General features: G+C 44.2%; 9 protein-coding genes. 7 read left to right on the top strand and 2 right to left on the bottom strand.

The window, feature by feature from the left end; genetic code table 11:
• The first annotated feature begins 2 nt into the window (after positions 1 to 2).
• From OCV61_RS03790 to OCV61_RS03770, 5 genes are all read left to right on the top strand, one after another.
• Positions 3 to 2,084 (top strand): HelD family protein, encoded by a 2,082-nt coding sequence (locus OCV61_RS03790; RefSeq protein WP_158420724.1) that lies wholly within the window; start codon positions 3 to 5, stop codon positions 2,082 to 2,084.
• A gap of 146 nt (positions 2,085 to 2,230) precedes the next feature.
• Positions 2,231 to 3,217 (top strand): hypothetical protein, encoded by a 987-nt coding sequence (locus tag OCV61_RS03785; RefSeq protein WP_158420723.1) that lies wholly within the window; start codon positions 2,231 to 2,233, stop codon positions 3,215 to 3,217.
• A gap of 99 nt (positions 3,218 to 3,316) precedes the next feature.
• Positions 3,317 to 4,069, top strand: a complete 753-nt coding sequence (locus tag OCV61_RS03780) for a class I SAM-dependent DNA methyltransferase (RefSeq protein ID WP_158420774.1) — start codon at positions 3,317 to 3,319, stop codon at positions 4,067 to 4,069.
• Positions 4,070 to 4,124: 55 nt separating this feature from the next.
• A complete protein-coding gene (hslO, locus tag OCV61_RS03775) occupies positions 4,125 to 5,006 on the top strand; it encodes an Hsp33 family molecular chaperone HslO (protein ID WP_158420722.1) in 882 nt (293 codons plus the stop codon).
• Positions 5,003 to 6,910 (top strand): NAD(+) synthase, encoded by a 1,908-nt coding sequence (locus tag OCV61_RS03770; RefSeq protein ID WP_158420721.1) that lies wholly within the window; start codon positions 5,003 to 5,005, stop codon positions 6,908 to 6,910. Before hslO ends, OCV61_RS03770 begins: the two co-directional genes overlap by 4 nt.
• Positions 6,911 to 6,930: 20 nt before the next feature.
• Here OCV61_RS03770 and OCV61_RS03765 read toward each other — a convergent pair whose 3' ends face one another.
• Positions 6,931 to 7,365, bottom strand: coding sequence for a hypothetical protein (locus OCV61_RS03765; protein WP_158420720.1), 435 nt, complete (start codon positions 7,363 to 7,365; stop codon positions 6,931 to 6,933).
• A 185-nt stretch (positions 7,366 to 7,550) separates the two neighbouring features.
• On the opposite strand from OCV61_RS03765, the gene OCV61_RS03760 reads away from it, so the two are divergent.
• Positions 7,551 to 10,907 (top strand): PD-(D/E)XK nuclease family protein, encoded by a 3,357-nt coding sequence (locus OCV61_RS03760; RefSeq protein WP_158420719.1) that lies wholly within the window; start codon positions 7,551 to 7,553, stop codon positions 10,905 to 10,907.
• 1 nt (position 10,908) lies between these two features.
• The gene (gene addA, locus OCV61_RS03755; RefSeq protein ID WP_158420718.1) at positions 10,909 to 14,616 is read left to right on the top strand and encodes a helicase-exonuclease AddAB subunit AddA; all 3,708 of its coding nucleotides are present in this window, start codon (positions 10,909 to 10,911) and stop codon (positions 14,614 to 14,616) included.
• Between the two features lie 44 nt (positions 14,617 to 14,660).
• Here addA and OCV61_RS03750 read toward each other — a convergent pair whose 3' ends face one another.
• Positions 14,661 to 16,064: an RsmF rRNA methyltransferase first C-terminal domain-containing protein gene (locus OCV61_RS03750; RefSeq protein WP_158420717.1), complete on the bottom strand. Its 1,404-nt coding sequence runs from the start codon at positions 16,062 to 16,064 to the stop codon at positions 14,661 to 14,663.
• Positions 16,065 to 16,095 lie beyond the last annotated feature (31 nt).

The following is a 16,095-nucleotide window of genomic DNA, read 5'->3' as shown; positions in this document are numbered from 1 at the left end:
GAATGACAGACAATAAAGATGGGATCCAATATCTGGCCTATGTATTGGATAAGCTGCATCAGAGGATTGCAGAGATATCCCAAAGCATTGCAGAAGGCCAGAAAGAAATAGACGGTATGCATGAATATTACTGGGAAAATTACACAGAAATGGACCAGTATGGATATGAAAATTTTGACAATCAGCAGGCGTTGTTTCATCAAATCAGTGCCAATGAGCAACAACTCCATCTAAAAAGCCGGTTTCGGAAAATGCTGGATTCTCCCTTTTTTGGAAGAGTAGATTTCATTTTTGAGGGAGAAGATGAGCCGGAAAGCTTTTATGTTGGTATTGGCAATTTTGCAGAAAAGGCTGGAGGTGTGCCCCTGGTCTATGACTGGCGTGCACCTGTATGCGGACTTTTTTATGATTATGATAAAGGACCGGCTTTTTATGAAGCACCGCTTGGCAGGATCCAGGGTGAGATCCTTTCCAAATGGCAGTACAAGATCCGCAGGGGGAAGATGGTCTATCAGTTTGAAAGTGACATCAAGGTGGATGATGAGATTCTGATGGCAGAGCTAGGAAGTAATGGCTCTGTAGCACTGAAGAATATTGTAAGCACGATTCAGAAGGAGCAGAATGCGATTATCCGTAACACGAAAGACCGGATCATGGTGATCCAGGGGGCAGCAGGATCAGGTAAAACATCCATTGCGCTTCACAGGATTGCTTATCTTCTTTATCATGACAGGCAGAATCTGAAATCATCCAATATCCTGGTATTGTCTCCCAATGGGGTTTTCTCAGATTATATTTCCCATATTCTGCCGGAACTAGGGGAAGAAAATATAAAAGAAATGAGCTTTGACCTGTTTGCTTATCGGCAGCTTCAGGATACAGCAGCTGACTGTGAAGACCGTTATGACCAGATCGAGAGAAGCCTGAACCATCCAAAGGCTGTTACATTTTATCAGGAGAAGCAGTCCGAAGGATTTCTGAACCAGCTGGAACGGTTTATTACAGAACTGGAAGATGAGCTGATGGATTTCAGGGATATCCGTTATAAAGGCTATACAAAGACAGAAGCAGAGATCATTGATCTGTTTTACTTCAAATTTATGGATATTCCATTGCTTGCCAGAATGGATGCAGTGTGTGATTATTTTATTGATGAAGTGGAAACATTAAGGGACAGGGATCTGCCAGATGAAGAGAGGGAGCTGATCAGGGAGGATTTTTATTCCCTGTATGAAACAAGGGATCTGTATGTATTGTACAGTCGTTTCCTGGAAAGCAGCGGATATCCGGCTCTTACCAGGGTTCCTCTTGAAAAGAGAAAGCTTCTATATGAAGATGTATATCCTGTGCTTTATCTGAAATACCGTTTATGGGGGCAGCAGGAAAATAGTACGATCAAGCATTTGGTGGTAGATGAGATGCAGGACTATTCAAGAATGCAGTATCTGATCCTAAAAAATATGTTTTCCTGCAGGATGACCATTCTTGGAGACAAGGCACAAACAATGGAGGAAAAACAACAGGATGTGTTTACTTTCCTGCCTGGGATCTTTGGAAGGGATATCCGCAGGATCCAGATGAATAAAAGCTATCGAAATACAGTGGAGATTGCGGCTTATGCTAATAAGCTGGCAGGGATTTCGGATATGGAACTACTTCAGCGTCATGGAAAGCCTGTACAGGAACAGCAGTTTGAGGATATACAGGCAGCAGTGAAAGAAATACTGGACTATATCAAGCTGGGAGAGGATGAGTTTGAAACAGCAGCGGTGATCTTCCGCACAGAGAAGGAAGCAGACCTGGGAGCAGCTTTGCTTAAAGAGATGTTGGAAGAAACAGGTTTTGATACAAAGAATCGGTTCAATTATCTGCACAGGAACAGTTCCAGATTTAAAAAGGGAATTACAGTTACTACCTTTTATCTGGCAAAGGGACTGGAATTCGACCAGGTATTTGTAATATTTCCTGAAAAAGACCAAAGTGCGCTTGCAAAACAGGGGAGATATATTGCAGCTACAAGGGCTCTTCATGAGTTATATATGTATAGTGTTTTAACTGTTTCTGGAAAGCATTTTGATTTCTGACTGTGAGGGCACTGAATAGTTACACTGTGTTTTTCAAAAGTTTACAGGAATTTAAGAATCTGCACTGTGAAAAATATTGACATATTTGTAATACAATTGTAAAATATCGAATGAGGGATTTTTGTAAGATAAATAAGGAGGTAATTATGAAGAATAAAAGATTTTTAGTTCTCTTAACTATAACAGCAGCACTTTCAGGACTGGCCACAGGATGCTTTGGCGGAGATGATCCGGCAGAGCAGGTGATCGTGGATGAGACTCCTACACCGGAGCCCACCCAGGAGCCTACACCAGAGCCTACGATTGCACCGGATGTACAGGATACTACTTATACTTCCAGTGATGGAGCAGTGACGATTAAGCTTCCGGACGCTACCTGGGCGAATAAGTCAGATGCAGAGGATATGATCAGCTTTGAGTCACCTGAGCAGGGTAAGATCCTTGTTCTTCATGGAGCAGGGGAAGAGGATATGTCTTCAGCTATGATCCCCAATACCCAGGATCTGGCAGCTGCACTTGAGCAGGCTTCTGACCTGGAGCAGGGTACAGATTTTGAGATCCAGAATTACAACAGCACAAATGTGAATGGAGTAGGCGTTTATTCTTACACTGTGAAGTATCTGAATACAGAGAAGAGCGGCGGATATGCTTATGCTGTGAAGAAGGTATATGCCAATGAGAGCGAGTACTACAGCATTACAGGCTCGGTAGTGAATGATGCGTCCCTGACAGGGATCCAGACGGCTGTTGATTCTTTCCAGATCATTGGCGCATCCAGTACACTTGCTGTTGCAGATACTACTGCTGACGGCACTGCAGACGGTACACAGACAACAGATGGCACAGCATCCGGTGATTCTGCTACAGGTACAGACGGACAGGCCAGCTCCACTACCGGTAATTCCGGAGGATTTACACAGGAGCAGCTCACCGATACCAATCAGACAAGAACCATCTACCGTAACTCTGATGGACATCCGCTTGTGATCACCCCGGACGGCAGCGGTAACTGGGTAGATTCCCAGGGCAATACTTACCGTTTTGCCAATAATGAGGATGTTTATGATCAGAATGATGTGGATTATTACTGGCACGGCGAAGGTGCAGATGTATATTATATGCCGGTAGAATAAAGGATTTCCGGTAATACTTCAGGAAGAAACCAAAGGCAGACAGCCGATTTACAACCGGTTGTCTGCTGTTTGTTATACGTGGGGAAAAGAATGGATACAATGGAAGCATATGGCGAGTTTGCCAGGGTATATGATATTTTTCAGGATAATGTGGATTATGATAGCTGGGCCGGTTATCTTAATGACACACTTAGAGAATATGGGATCAGTGACGGCCTGATACTGGAACTGGGCTGTGGTACAGGTACTATGACAGAACTGTTAGCTGCCTCCGGTTATGATATGATCGGTGTGGATAATTCAGAGGAGATGCTGGCAGAGGCCATGCAGAAAAGAGAGACTTCAGGCCATGATATCCTGTATCTTTTGCAGGACATGCAGGAGTTTGAACTTTATGGTACAGTGCGGGCTGTGATCAGCGTATGTGACAGTCTGAATTATCTTACTGAGGAGCAGGATCTGGAGCATGTTTTTGAACTGGTAAATAATTATCTGGATCCGGGCGGACTTTTTATTTTTGATATGAATACAGTGTATAAGTATCAGGAGATGATCGGGGATTCCACCATTGCGGAGAATCGTGAGGAAGGCAGTTTCATATGGGAGAATACTTACGATGAGGAAAGCGGGATCAATGAGTATGCACTCACACTTTTCCTGCCGGATACAGATGGCAGGTATGAGAAAGTGGAGGAGGTTCATTATCAGAGAGCCTATCCGCTGGAACAGATCAAGACTCTTCTGCAAAGCTCTGGTCTTAAACTGCTGGCAGTTTATGATGCTTATACCAGAGAAGCACCCAGGGCTGACAGCGGACGTCTTACCTTTATTGCAAAAGAATATGGGAAATAAAATAATGTGGTGAAAACACTTATTTTATGATTAAACGGATAAACAGGAGAGAAGAATGAGCGATTATATTATCAGAGCTGTTGCAGCGAACAGACAGATCCGTGCCTTTGCAGCAGTTACAACAGATACTGTGGAAACAGCAAGAAAAGACCATAATACCAGTCCGGTGGCAACCGCTGCACTGGGAAGGCTTCTTACAGGCGGAGCTATGATGGGAGCCATGATGAAAGGGGAAAAGGATATCCTGACTCTTCAGGTGAAGGGAGACGGTCCGATCCAGGGAATTACAGTCACTGCAGATTCCCAGGGCAATGTAAAAGGCTATGTGGGCAATCCGGATGTGATCCTTCCGGCTAACAGTAAAGGCAAGCTGGATGTATCTGGTGCCGTAGGAGCAGGATATATCAGCGTGATCAAGGATATGGGCCTGAAAGAGCCGTATGTGGGACAGGTTACTCTACAGACAGGTGAGATTGCAGAAGACCTGACCTATTATTTTGCAACCAGCGAACAGGTGCCATCAGCAGTAGGACTGGGTGTTCTGATGAATAAGAACAATACTGTCCGCCAGGCAGGCGGATTTATTGTACAGCTAATGCCTTTTGCAGAGGAAAGCGTTATTGCAAAGCTGGAAGAGAACATCAGCAAGATCTCATCTGTCACAAGCCTTCTGGAGGAAGGGCATACACCGGAAAGTTTGTTGAATGTGGTTCTTGATGGATTTGATATTGAGATCAACGATACCCTTCCAACCAGATTTTATTGTAACTGCAGTAAAAGCAGGGTGGAGAAGGCGTTGATCAGTATTGGCAGAAAAGAATTAAATGAAATGATCCAGGAAGGAAAGGATGTAGAACTGAACTGCCATTTCTGTAATACCAACTATGTGTTTCATGTGGAAGAATTAAAGGAGATCCTTCGGAGGTGTAAGAAGTGAAGCATGGATTTATAAAAGCAGCAGCCGGTACACCAGAGATCACAGTGGCTGACTGCGAAGCCAACAGAAATGCCATCCTGAAAGTGATCCACAAGATGGAGAAAGAACATGCAAAGATCATGGTGCTTCCGGAACTTTGTATTACAGGCTACACCTGTCAGGATCTGTTTTTACAGCGTCAGCTTTTGGACAGTGCATGGCATACTTTGAAAAAGCTGGCAGTGGCTACTCAGCAAGTGGATGCGCTTATTTTTCTCGGGCTGCCTATGCGTCATGCAGGCAAGCTGTATAATGTGGCAGCTGTGCTGAATCATGGTGAGATCCTGGGCTTTATCCCAAAAACCTGTATACCTAATTATAATGAATTCTACGAGCAGCGCCATTTCACTTCAGGCAGTGACTGTATGGACACTCATGAGGTAGACGGCGTTGAGATTCCATTTGGTACAGATCTGCTGTTTGTGTGTGATGAGTGTGAAGAACTGACAGTAGCAGCAGAGATTTGTGAGGACCTTTGGGTTCCACAGCCACCAAGTGTATCTCATGCACAGGCAGGTGCTCATGTGATCGTGAACCTTTCTGCCAGTGATGAGATGGTAGGGAAGGATGCTTACAGAAGATCCCTTGTAACCGGACAGTCTGCAAGGCTGATCTGCGGATACGTTTATGCTACTGCAGGTGAGGGGGAATCCTCTCAGGATCTGGTTTTCGGTGGACAGAATATGATCGCTGAGAACGGAGTACTGCTGGCAGAGGGCAGAAGATTCCATAATTCTGTGGTTTTCGGAGAGATCGATGTGTACCGTCTGGCAGACGAGAGAAGAAGGATGTCCACCTTCCCGGGAACAGATGGCAGTGGTTATGAGAGGATTCCTTTCCATGTTAAGAAAGAAAAGACAAAGCTGACCCGTGTATTCCCGGCAACTCCCTTTGTTCCTGGAAAAAAAGAAGAAAGGGATTTGCGGTGTGAAGAAATTCTGAATATACAGGCTATGGGATTGAAAAAAAGATTGGATCATGTACACAGCCAGCGTGCAATGGTTGGGCTGTCCGGAGGACTGGATTCCACACTTGCCCTTTTGGTAATGGCCAGGGCATTTGACAGGATGAAGGCACCAAGAGAGCAGATACATTGTGTGACTATGCCATGTTTTGGGACTACAGACAGGACATACCAGAATGCATGTACACTCAGCAAGCGTATAGGTGCTTCGCTGACGGAGATTAATATACGGGATGCGGTAAATATTCATTTCAGGGATATTGGACACGATCCTGAGGTACATGATGTAACTTATGAGAACTCTCAGGCAAGGGAGCGTACACAGATTCTGATGGATATGGCCAATCAGGAGGGCGCGATTCTGGTTGGTACAGGTGACCTTTCAGAGCTGGCCCTAGGGTGGGCCACCTATAATGGAGATCATATGTCCATGTATGGGGTGAATACCTCTGTACCAAAGACCCTTGTACGTCATCTGGTAAGATATTATGCAGATACATGTGAGGATGAAGAGCTTTCCAAAGTACTTCTGGATATATTGGATACACCGGTAAGCCCGGAGCTTTTGCCTCCAAAAGACGGGAAGATCGCACAAAAGACAGAAGACCTGGTAGGACCTTATGAGCTTCATGACTTTTTCTTATATTATATGCTGCGTGCCGGATATCAGCCGGATAAGATCTACCGGATCGCATGCAGAACCTTTGATGGCATTTATGACAAGGAAACCATTATGAAGTGGCTGAAGATTTTTTATCGGAGATTTTTTGCACAGCAGTTTAAACGTTCCTGCCTGCCGGATGGACCAAAGGTGGGAAGCGTTGCCTTGTCTCCAAGAGGGGATCTGCGTATGCCAAGTGATGCAAGTGCTGCCATATGGATGGCAGAGCTGGAAGAATAGAATACTGGATCAGGGACTGCTTAGTACACAGTCCCTTTTTCTATGGCACTTTTTATGGATGATAGGAGCAACTGACTGGTATATTTCTGATCATCCGGATAGGTAATATTCTCCAGGGATTGAGACTGATAGATCTGCGCGGCCAGGGATTCCAGGGCAGGTTTCATCAGAGGAAATGCGGCTTTTGTGCTTTCGCTTAAGTTTACCAGATCAATGGAAGCAATCCTGTCAGCGTCCAGGCTTACTTCCATGTCAAAGGTATTTCCGTTCAGTGAAATGGAAGAGCGATAGATTCCAGGAGTATATTTGGAAGCTTTTCCGGATTGAGCCTGGTTTTTTCCGGAGCCAAACATAAAGAAGAGCAGAACACCGAAAAGAATGGCAAGGATCAGAAAAAGAATGGTATAAACCACTTCTTTCATATGTAAAACAATGATCTTTGTTTTGGAACTCATGGCATGCGCCTCCCGGTCTGTTTTTCTATATCCTATTATCAAACCTTTGGATTTATGATATGATTATGAAATGATGTTGGGGAAAAAGTCCTCAATAATGATACGGTGTTTAAAAATCAGTTCTTTACCGTGCCTGTCCCAGTGCGGGGTACGATCTTAAGATTGTTTATAGGAAAGGAGTCCATATGTCCCTTCAATTTGTAATCGGCAGTTCAGGAGCCGGAAAATCCTGTTATGCATATGGTCATGTGATTCAGGAATCTATGAAATATCCAAAACGGCAATACTATGTGATCGTGCCGGAGCAGTTTACCATGCAGACCCAGAAAACACTGGTGGAAATGCATCCGGGACGGGGAATCTTAAATATAGATGTACTTAGCTTTCAGAGACTTGCATACAGGATCATTCAGGAAACCGGTGGAAATATGGGAAAGCTTTTGGAGGATACCGGGAAAAGCATGGTTCTGCAAAAGGTAGTACAAATGCATAAAGGACAGCTTCCTTATTTGGGCGGTCAGATGAAAAGACCAGGATGTCTTGATGAGGTGAAGTCCTTGATCTCTGAATTTTTACTGTACGATATTGGGGACAGTGATCTGGAGGATATGGTGAATAGAGCGGAGCAACAGCCCCTTCTTCATATGAAACTTCAGGATATACAGGTACTTTATAAAGGGTTTAAGGAATATCTGGAAGGACATTATATTACAGGGGAAGAGATCCTGGATGCATTACTGCCTGCAGTTCCACTGTCTGAAAAGCTGAAAGACAGTGTGATAGTCCTGGATGGATTTACAGGTTTTACTCCGATTCAGGTCAAGGTGATCCGGGAACTGCTTGCAGTGTGTCAAAAAGTGATGGTTACAGTGACTATGGATGGAAGCGGGGATGTATTTGCCAAGGGAAAACCTCACCAGCTTTTTTATATGAGCCGTCAGATGATCCATATCTTGTCAGCACTTACCAGGGATCTGGAGGAGCCGGTATGTCTTACTACTGATGAAAAATCCCGTTTTTCACAGGCACCGGCCCTCAAATTCCTGGAAAAACATATATTCCGTTACAGCAGAAAGAAATATGAGGATCCACAGGAAGAAATACAGATCTATACGGCAGGTACTCCGGAAAAAGAACTGGAAGAGGCAGCCAGAAGGATCCGCAGACTTGTGCGTACACAGGGGATGAAATATGGAGAGATTGCAGTAATTACAGGAAATCTGGAAGAATACGGTAATATTGCATCTCAGGTGTTTGAGCGGGCTGGAATCCCATATTTTGTAGATGAAAAACATACAGTGCTGATGAATCCTTTTGTTGAATATATCCGGGCAGCAGTGGAGATGGTGTTTACTGGATTTTCTTACGAAGGAGTTTTTCGATATTTAAGATGCGGTATGTCCAGACTTACAAGAGAAGAGACAGATTATTTGGAGAATTATGTGATCGCCCTGGGGATACGTGGATTAAACAGATGGCAGGAGCACTGGACCAGGATTTACAGGGGAATGGATGCTGAAGATATTCTGAAGATTAATGAAAGCCGTGCCAGATTTGTGGAGGAAGTATATGACTTTGCAGAAATCTTTGGAAAGGGCAGAAAAAAGATAGAGCAGTATTGCCGCGGTTTGTATGATTTTATTGTAAAAGGTCAGATCCAGGAAAAACTTAAAAAGCAGGAATTGTATTTTAAGTCTGTGGGAGATGCTGCCATGGAAAAAGAATACGGACAGATTTACGGTATTGTTATGGATCTTTTGGATCGTATGGTTGAGATCCTTGGGGATGAACTGGTTACAGTCCAGGAATTTCGTCAGCTTCTGGAAACCGGTCTGTCTAAGGCAAAGGTGGCCTTGATTCCGCCAAGTATGGATCAGGTTCTTGTAGGAGATATGGAAAGAACCAGATTGAAAAAGATCAAGGCATTGTTTTTCGTGGGAGTGAATGAGGGAAATATTCCTAAAGCAGCAGATACCGGAGGAATCCTGAATGAAATGGACCGGGATTTTTTTGCAGAGGAAGGAGTGGAACTGGCACCAGGTCCAAAAGAGCTTATGAACATGCAAAGATTCTATTTGTACCTGAATCTTACAAAGCCAGAAAAGCTGCTGTGTCTTTCCTTTAGCAGTTCTAACAGCAAAGGTGAGGCTATTAGCCCTGCTTACCTGATCCATACAGTGACAGGATTGTTTCCGGCGTTAAAGATCAGCCGTATAGAGGACGGTAATTATACTCTTGAGGATCTGGAGATCCCGGGAGATGGTGTGGATGCTTTTTTGAAAGGTCTTTCGGAAGGTGCATATACGGCAGAAGATCCCCTTTTTGGTGAAGTGTTTGGCTGGCTTTTAAGAAGCCCCGGATATAAGGCGATGACACGGAAGCTTGTGGAAGCTTTTTTAAGTATCTGTCCTAAGGATATGATCGGCGCAAGTGTGGCGAAAGTGCTGTATGGAGAGGTGTCTCCTTACAGTGCAACACGGTTGGAACGGTTTGCCGCCTGTGCTTTTGCACATTTTCTTCAGTATGGGCTGCGTCTTTCAGAGCGGGCAGAGTACGAATTTAAGGCTATGGATATGGGGAATGTGATACATAAAGCCTTGGAGGAATTTTCAAAAGAGTTAAGAAGGCAGGGGCTTTTGTGGGCTGATCTTAGCCAGGAACAGCAAAGGCAGATTGCAGATCAATGCCTGGAAAAAGTAACAGCAGATTATGGAAATACTATTTTAAAAAGCAGTGCAAGAAATGAGTATATGATCCAGCGTACCAGAAGGCTTTTACACAGAACATTATGGGCACTGCAGAACCAGCTGAAGAACGGAGAATTTGTTCCGGAGGGGTTTGAGGTTGTTTTCCAGGGCGGCAGGATTGATAGAGTAGATATTTTGGAAGAGCAGGACAAGGTATATGTGAAGGTGATTGACTATAAGACAGGAAATACTACCTTTGACCTGGTGGCTTTGTACCATGGTCTGCAGCTTCAGCTGCTTGTATATATGGATGCAGCCTTATCAGTAGAAAGACGGAAGTATCCGGACAAGGAGATCGTTCCAGCAGGAATCTTTTATTACAATGTGAAAGATCCTATGATCCAGGAGAAAATAGAAACAGATATGGAATCAGTTAATGAGGAAATACTGAAAAGCCTGAAAATGAACGGATTGGTTCAGAAAGACCCTGAGATCGCCCAGAAGATCGATAAAAGTCTGGTGTCTATTCCTGTGTCCTACAAAAAGGATGGCGGAATTAAAAAAGGTTCTTCAGTGGCTGACAACCAGCAGTTTTGGATTCTTGATCAGTATGTGAAAAAGAAAATCAAACAGATCCGGGAAGATATCCTGAAAGGGGATGCGCAGATTTCTCCATATGAGCTGGGAGCAAAAAATGCCTGCACTTATTGTCCTTATATTTCTGTGTGTGGCTTTGACCGGAAAATTCCGGGATATGGTTTCCGCAGACTGAAAAGCTTTTCGGATGAAGAATTGTGGAAAAGCCTGGGAGAGAGTATGGATGACCAGATCCTGACAGGAGAGGAGGAACGGTAAAATGGGAATGAGCTGGACAAAGGAACAGCAGGAAGTGATTCGTCTGCGTAATAGAAATCTTCTGGTCAGTGCAGCTGCAGGATCCGGAAAAACAGCAGTACTTGTGGAGAGGATCTTGAATAAGATCATGGATCCGGATCATCCGATTGATATTGACAGACTCCTGATCATGACATTTACAAGGGCAGCAGCCGGAGAAATGAAGGAAAGGATTTCCAGAGCTTTGGAGAATGCACTGTGTGAGAATCCGGAAAATGAGCATCTGCAGAAACAGATGACACGGATCCATACTGCGCAGATCACCACCATTGATGGCTTTTGCGCCTATGTGATCCGAAATTATTTCCATACGATCAATCTGGATCCAGGATACAGGGTAGCTGATGAAGGTGAGTTAAAGCTTCTCAGGGAAGATGTGTTGAAAGAGCTTACAGAGGAGTGCTACAGGGAAAAGGACCCTGCCTTTGTAAAATTTGTGGAATGTTATGCTCCCGGGAAAACAGATGACAATCTGAAAGATTTGATCATCGGACTTTATCAGGCTGCTATGAGCCATCCGGATCCGGAAGAATGGCTGGAGCATTGTCTTAAGATCTACCATATTACAACAGAAGAAGAACTGTATGACTCCAGATGGCTGCAGAAATTGTGGCAGACAGTAGATGAGGAATTGACAGGGGCAGAAGAACTGATCCGTCAGGCAAGACAGATCAGCAGGATTCCGGGAGGACCTTATCTTTATGAGGAGGCGCTGATCTCAGACCAGGCTGGTATAGAAGCTGTGCGAAAAGCCCTGGGTAAGCAGGATTATGAGCAGGTTCGCAGTCTTCTTATGGATTTTTCATATCAGCGTCTGTCTGGGAAAAAGCCGGAAGTACCTGTTGATGAAGAAAAAAAAGAACAGGTAAAAAGTCTGCGGGATGATATGAAGACAAGTCTGAAGGATCTGGGAAGCAGATATTTTCAGAACAGCACAGCTGAAATCCTGGAAGCCCTTCAATACGGAAAAGAACCTATGGAAACACTTGTAAAGTTGACCCTGGAATTTAAGAAGCAGTTTACTGTGAAAAAAAGAGAAAAAAATATTCTGGATTTTACAGATATGGAGCATCTGGCGCTGGCTATCCTTGTAAAGGACGGGAAGCCTTCTGACGTGGCAAGAGAATTAAGTGAGAAGTATGAGGAGGTGCTGGTAGATGAGTATCAGGACAGCAACCTTGTACAGGAGATGATCACCTATTGTGTTTCAGGCGAAGTGTCAGGACGGAAAAATATCTTTATGGTAGGGGATGTAAAACAGAGTATTTACAGGTTCCGTCTTGCAAGACCGGATCTTTTTATGGATAAGATGGAAACCTATACGCTGGAAGAGAGTAAAGAGCAAAGGATCGATCTTCATAAGAATTTCCGAAGCAGGCATCAGGTACTGGACAGTGTGAATTATCTGTTCCATCAGATCATGAAGCCGGATCTGGGAGGCGTAGGGTATGATGATCGTGCCGCCCTTTATCCAGGAGCAGAGTTTCCGAAAGGCGGGAACAAAGAGTTTTATACCACAGAGGTATTGCTTGTTGAAAAGGACGGAGAAGAAGTAGAGGACTTGATGGAAGGCAGCTCCCAGAAGGTAAGAGAACTGGAAGCACTGGCAGTGGCACATAGGATCCGGCAGATCGTGGGAAAAGAACAGATATATGACCGGAAAAAGGAAGAGTACAGGCCTGCTGGATATAATGACATTGTAGTGCTTTTAAGATCTGCATCCGGCTGGGCAGAATCCTTTTCCCAGGTGTTTTCTGCACAGGGGATCCCTTCGTATGCTGCATCCAAAACCGGTTATTTTTCAGCTACAGAAGTTGTTACTGTATTGAATTTACTGAAGGTGTGCGATAATCCTTATCAGGATATACCCTTATGTGGGGTTCTTCATTCACCTATCATAGGATGCTCCTCACAGGAACTGGCATCTCTTCGATGTGGTTATCCAAAAGGAAAACTTTTTGAAAGCGTACTGTCCTGTATAATGGATAGTGAAAAAAGTTTGGAAGAAAAGAAAATAGACAAACAGTTTCAGGAAAAACTTCAGGATTTCTATAAGCTGTTGGAAGATCTTCGTGATATGGCAGTTTATACACCGGTTCATAAACTGATCAGTGCTGCACTAAAGAAAACCGGGTATGGGGATTATGCCAGGGCGCTGCCGGATGGGGCACAGAGAAATGCCAATCTTGCAATGTTGGTTGAAAAGGCTATGGATTACGAAAAGACAAGCTACAGAGGTTTGTTTAATTTTATTCGTTATATTGAGCATCTTCAGAAATATGAGGTAGACTATGGAGAGGTGAACCTGGCAGATGCAGGAGAGGGTGCTGTACAAATCATGACCATCCATAAAAGCAAGGGCCTGGAGTTTCCGATAGTATTTGCATCAGGTATGGGAAAAGCATTTAACTTTCAGGATCTGAATGCAAGACTTTTGATCCATCCGGAGCTTGGACTTGGGGCAGATGCAATTATTCCGGAAAAAAGGATCATTGCTTCCACACTGCATAAGCAGATTATCCGCAGAGAGCTTCAGAAGGAAAGCCTGGGAGAAGAATTACGTATTCTGTATGTTGCTCTTACAAGAGCTAAGGAAAAGCTGTTTATTACAGGCTGTGTAGGGAAAATGGAAAAGCTGATGCATGTACTGTACAGGTTTCGGGACAGTGGGACTCCCTTTCTTCCAGTGGATGTAAGAATGAAAGGGAAAACCTGTTGGTCTTATATACTGCCTGCATTGGCCCAACATCCTGCAATGGATCCTTTATTTGAAGAATATGGAATGCCTGCTGGGTGTAATACTTTACTTTACCGTACTAAGATACCCTTCCTTATAAAAAAGATAACGGTAAAGGATCTTACCGGAGAGGAAGTGATCCATCAGGCACAGGGACAGATGGAGGAAGAGATTCTTCGCAGCTGGGATAAGAATCGGGTTTTTGATGAGAAACTCCGGGAAGAACTGAAGGAAAGATTTGATTATCGGTATCCTTTTGAATATCTGAAGGAACTGCCGGTGAAAGTCAGCGTGTCAGAACTGAAAAAAAGAAATTATCCTGATGAATATGAAAAAGAAGAGGCAGTCTTTTTTGAACCGGATATTGTTCCCTTGATTCCAAAGTTTTGTATGGTGACAGAGGAAGAATACACAGGAGCAGCCAGAGGTACTGCTTATCATCGGTTTATGGAATGCATAATGTATGATAAAACGGACAGTAAAGAAGAGTTGCTAAAACAGCTTCAGATGCTGGTGCAGCAGGAGAAAATGAGCCAGGAAGAGGCTGATTGTATCAAAATACAGGAGGTGCTTGCTTTCTTAAACTCACCATTAGGTGTGAGGATGAAGGCAGCCTGGTTGGAGAAAAGGCTTTACAGAGAACAGCCATTTGTGATCGCAAGGTCTGCAGAAGAACTGGATAAGACATGGGCAGGGAAAAGGGAACCTGTTTTGATCCAGGGAATCATTGATGCATATTTTGAAGAGGAAAAGGACCTGGTGCTTGTAGATTATAAAACAGACCATATACGTTTTGGAGAAGAATCACGTCTTGTAGATCTGTATAAGGTACAGCTGGAAGATTATGCAGATGCCCTGGAACGGATGACAGGGAAAAAAGTAAAAGAAAAGATCATTTATTCTTTTGCTGTCCATAAAGAAATCCTGGTCTGAAAGATGTTAATGAACAGATAGAAGACATGTAAAAAGGCCGGCGGTCAAAGCCGCCAGCCAGAAGGATATTTGTTTTTCAGGGTCTGTCCCACCAGTTTTCCAAAACCAAGAGGATAACCTTCTACACAGAGAAGCTGCCAGCCTTTGGGCGAGGCGGCTTCTTCTGGGTTTATGAGAAGAGTTTCTCCTTTTAGGTAGCGTTCCAGCCTCTGATCCTGAACAGGCAAGGTGATCACTGAAGAAACCTCGCCTTTGTGAAGGGCAAGAGCCAGTGGTTGTGAAGGCTCAAAACGGTTCTTTTTCAGATCACCCATGTAAAGGCCATTCCTTAAAAAATTGATCCTACGGATACTGCAGGAAACAGGAGGAAGATAATAAACCTTATCTCCTTTTATCTCTACTCTGTTCCAGTCAAAGGGCTGTCCACCTAAGGATTTCAGTCCGATTTCACGGAAAAAAGCGTCGATATATTCAAAGGCAGTACGGTTTGGCTTTGTAAATACAGGGGAGATCTCTGAAATGGTCTGGCCAGGCTTATGAAGCAGAGCCATAAAATGGCCTTCCCCGTTCATTTTATGAGGAAAAATACGGACACAGCGTGTAAGCTGGGGCTGTCCCTTTCCCCAGGCAGGAACACCATCTGAAAAGCCTTCATATCCGGGCATTTCCACCAGTTCCATATCCGGGCGGTTTTCAAGAAGATAAGAAACTGTGCCCTCATCCTCTTGAGGTGCAAAGGTGCAGGTGGAGTAAAGCAGATATCCTCCTGGACGAAGCATATCTGCCGCCTGAAGGATCAGTTCACGCTGGATTAGGGAAAGCTCTTGGGATTTGGCAGGACTCCAGTCTTTGGCAAGAGCTTCATCCTTTCGGAACATACCTTCCCCGGAGCATGGGGCATCCAGAATGATCTTATGGAAAAATTCAGGAAAGCAGGGAACCAGATCTTTAGGCGCTGTGCTGGTAACAAAGCTGTTTGGGATGCCGAAAAGTTCAATATTACGGAGCAGTGCCCGTGCCCTGGAAGTACTGATGTCATTGGCTACAAGAAGCCCATGTCCTTTAAGGGCAGCACCAAGTGCTGTAGCCTTTCCACCAGGGGCAGCACACATATCCAGTATGTATTCGCCAGGCTTTGGCAGAAGTCTGGAAACAGGAGTCATGGCACTTGGCTCCTGAAGATAATAAAGTCCGGCCTGATAGAATGCACATTTGGATGGACGGACATTTTCAGGATAAAAATATCCGCCTGGGATCCAGGGGATGGGACTTATGGGAAAGGGGACGATTTTTTCAAATTCTTCACAGGAAATCTTGGCAGTATTGACTCGAAGGCCAAATGTGCGAGGCTGCTGATAGCTATTAAGAAAAGCCTGGAAATCATCTCCAAGCATGTTGTTCATGCGGTTTAAAAACTCTTCGGGCAGATATTTTAGATCATCATTCATAAAACACATATCCTCCAGATATCAAAAATAC

The organism is Blautia ammoniilytica (assembly GCF_025566965.1).
In the GTDB taxonomy this organism is placed as follows: domain Bacteria; phylum Bacillota; class Clostridia; order Lachnospirales; family Lachnospiraceae; genus Blautia_A; species Blautia_A ammoniilytica.
The sequence above is the reverse complement of the archived record's forward strand: the minus strand, read 5'-3'. Positions and strand labels throughout refer to the sequence as shown.

Excerpts from the sequence above, each read along its gene's own strand:
- OCV61_RS03790 (WP_158420724.1), top strand. The coding sequence starts at position 3 with ATGACAGACAATAAAGATGGGATCCAATATCTGGCCTATGTATTGGAT.
- OCV61_RS03785 (WP_158420723.1), top strand. The coding sequence starts at position 2,231 with ATGAAGAATAAAAGATTTTTAGTTCTCTTAACTATAACAGCAGCACTT.
- OCV61_RS03780 (WP_158420774.1), top strand. The coding sequence starts at position 3,317 with ATGGAAGCATATGGCGAGTTTGCCAGGGTATATGATATTTTTCAGGAT.
- hslO (WP_158420722.1), top strand. The coding sequence starts at position 4,125 with ATGAGCGATTATATTATCAGAGCTGTTGCAGCGAACAGACAGATCCGT.
- OCV61_RS03765 (WP_158420720.1), bottom strand. The coding sequence starts at position 7,365 with ATGAGTTCCAAAACAAAGATCATTGTTTTACATATGAAAGAAGTGGTT.
- OCV61_RS03760 (WP_158420719.1), top strand. The coding sequence starts at position 7,551 with ATGTCCCTTCAATTTGTAATCGGCAGTTCAGGAGCCGGAAAATCCTGT.
- addA (WP_158420718.1), top strand. The coding sequence starts at position 10,909 with ATGGGAATGAGCTGGACAAAGGAACAGCAGGAAGTGATTCGTCTGCGT.
- OCV61_RS03750 (WP_158420717.1), bottom strand. The coding sequence starts at position 16,064 with ATGAATGATGATCTAAAATATCTGCCCGAAGAGTTTTTAAACCGCATG.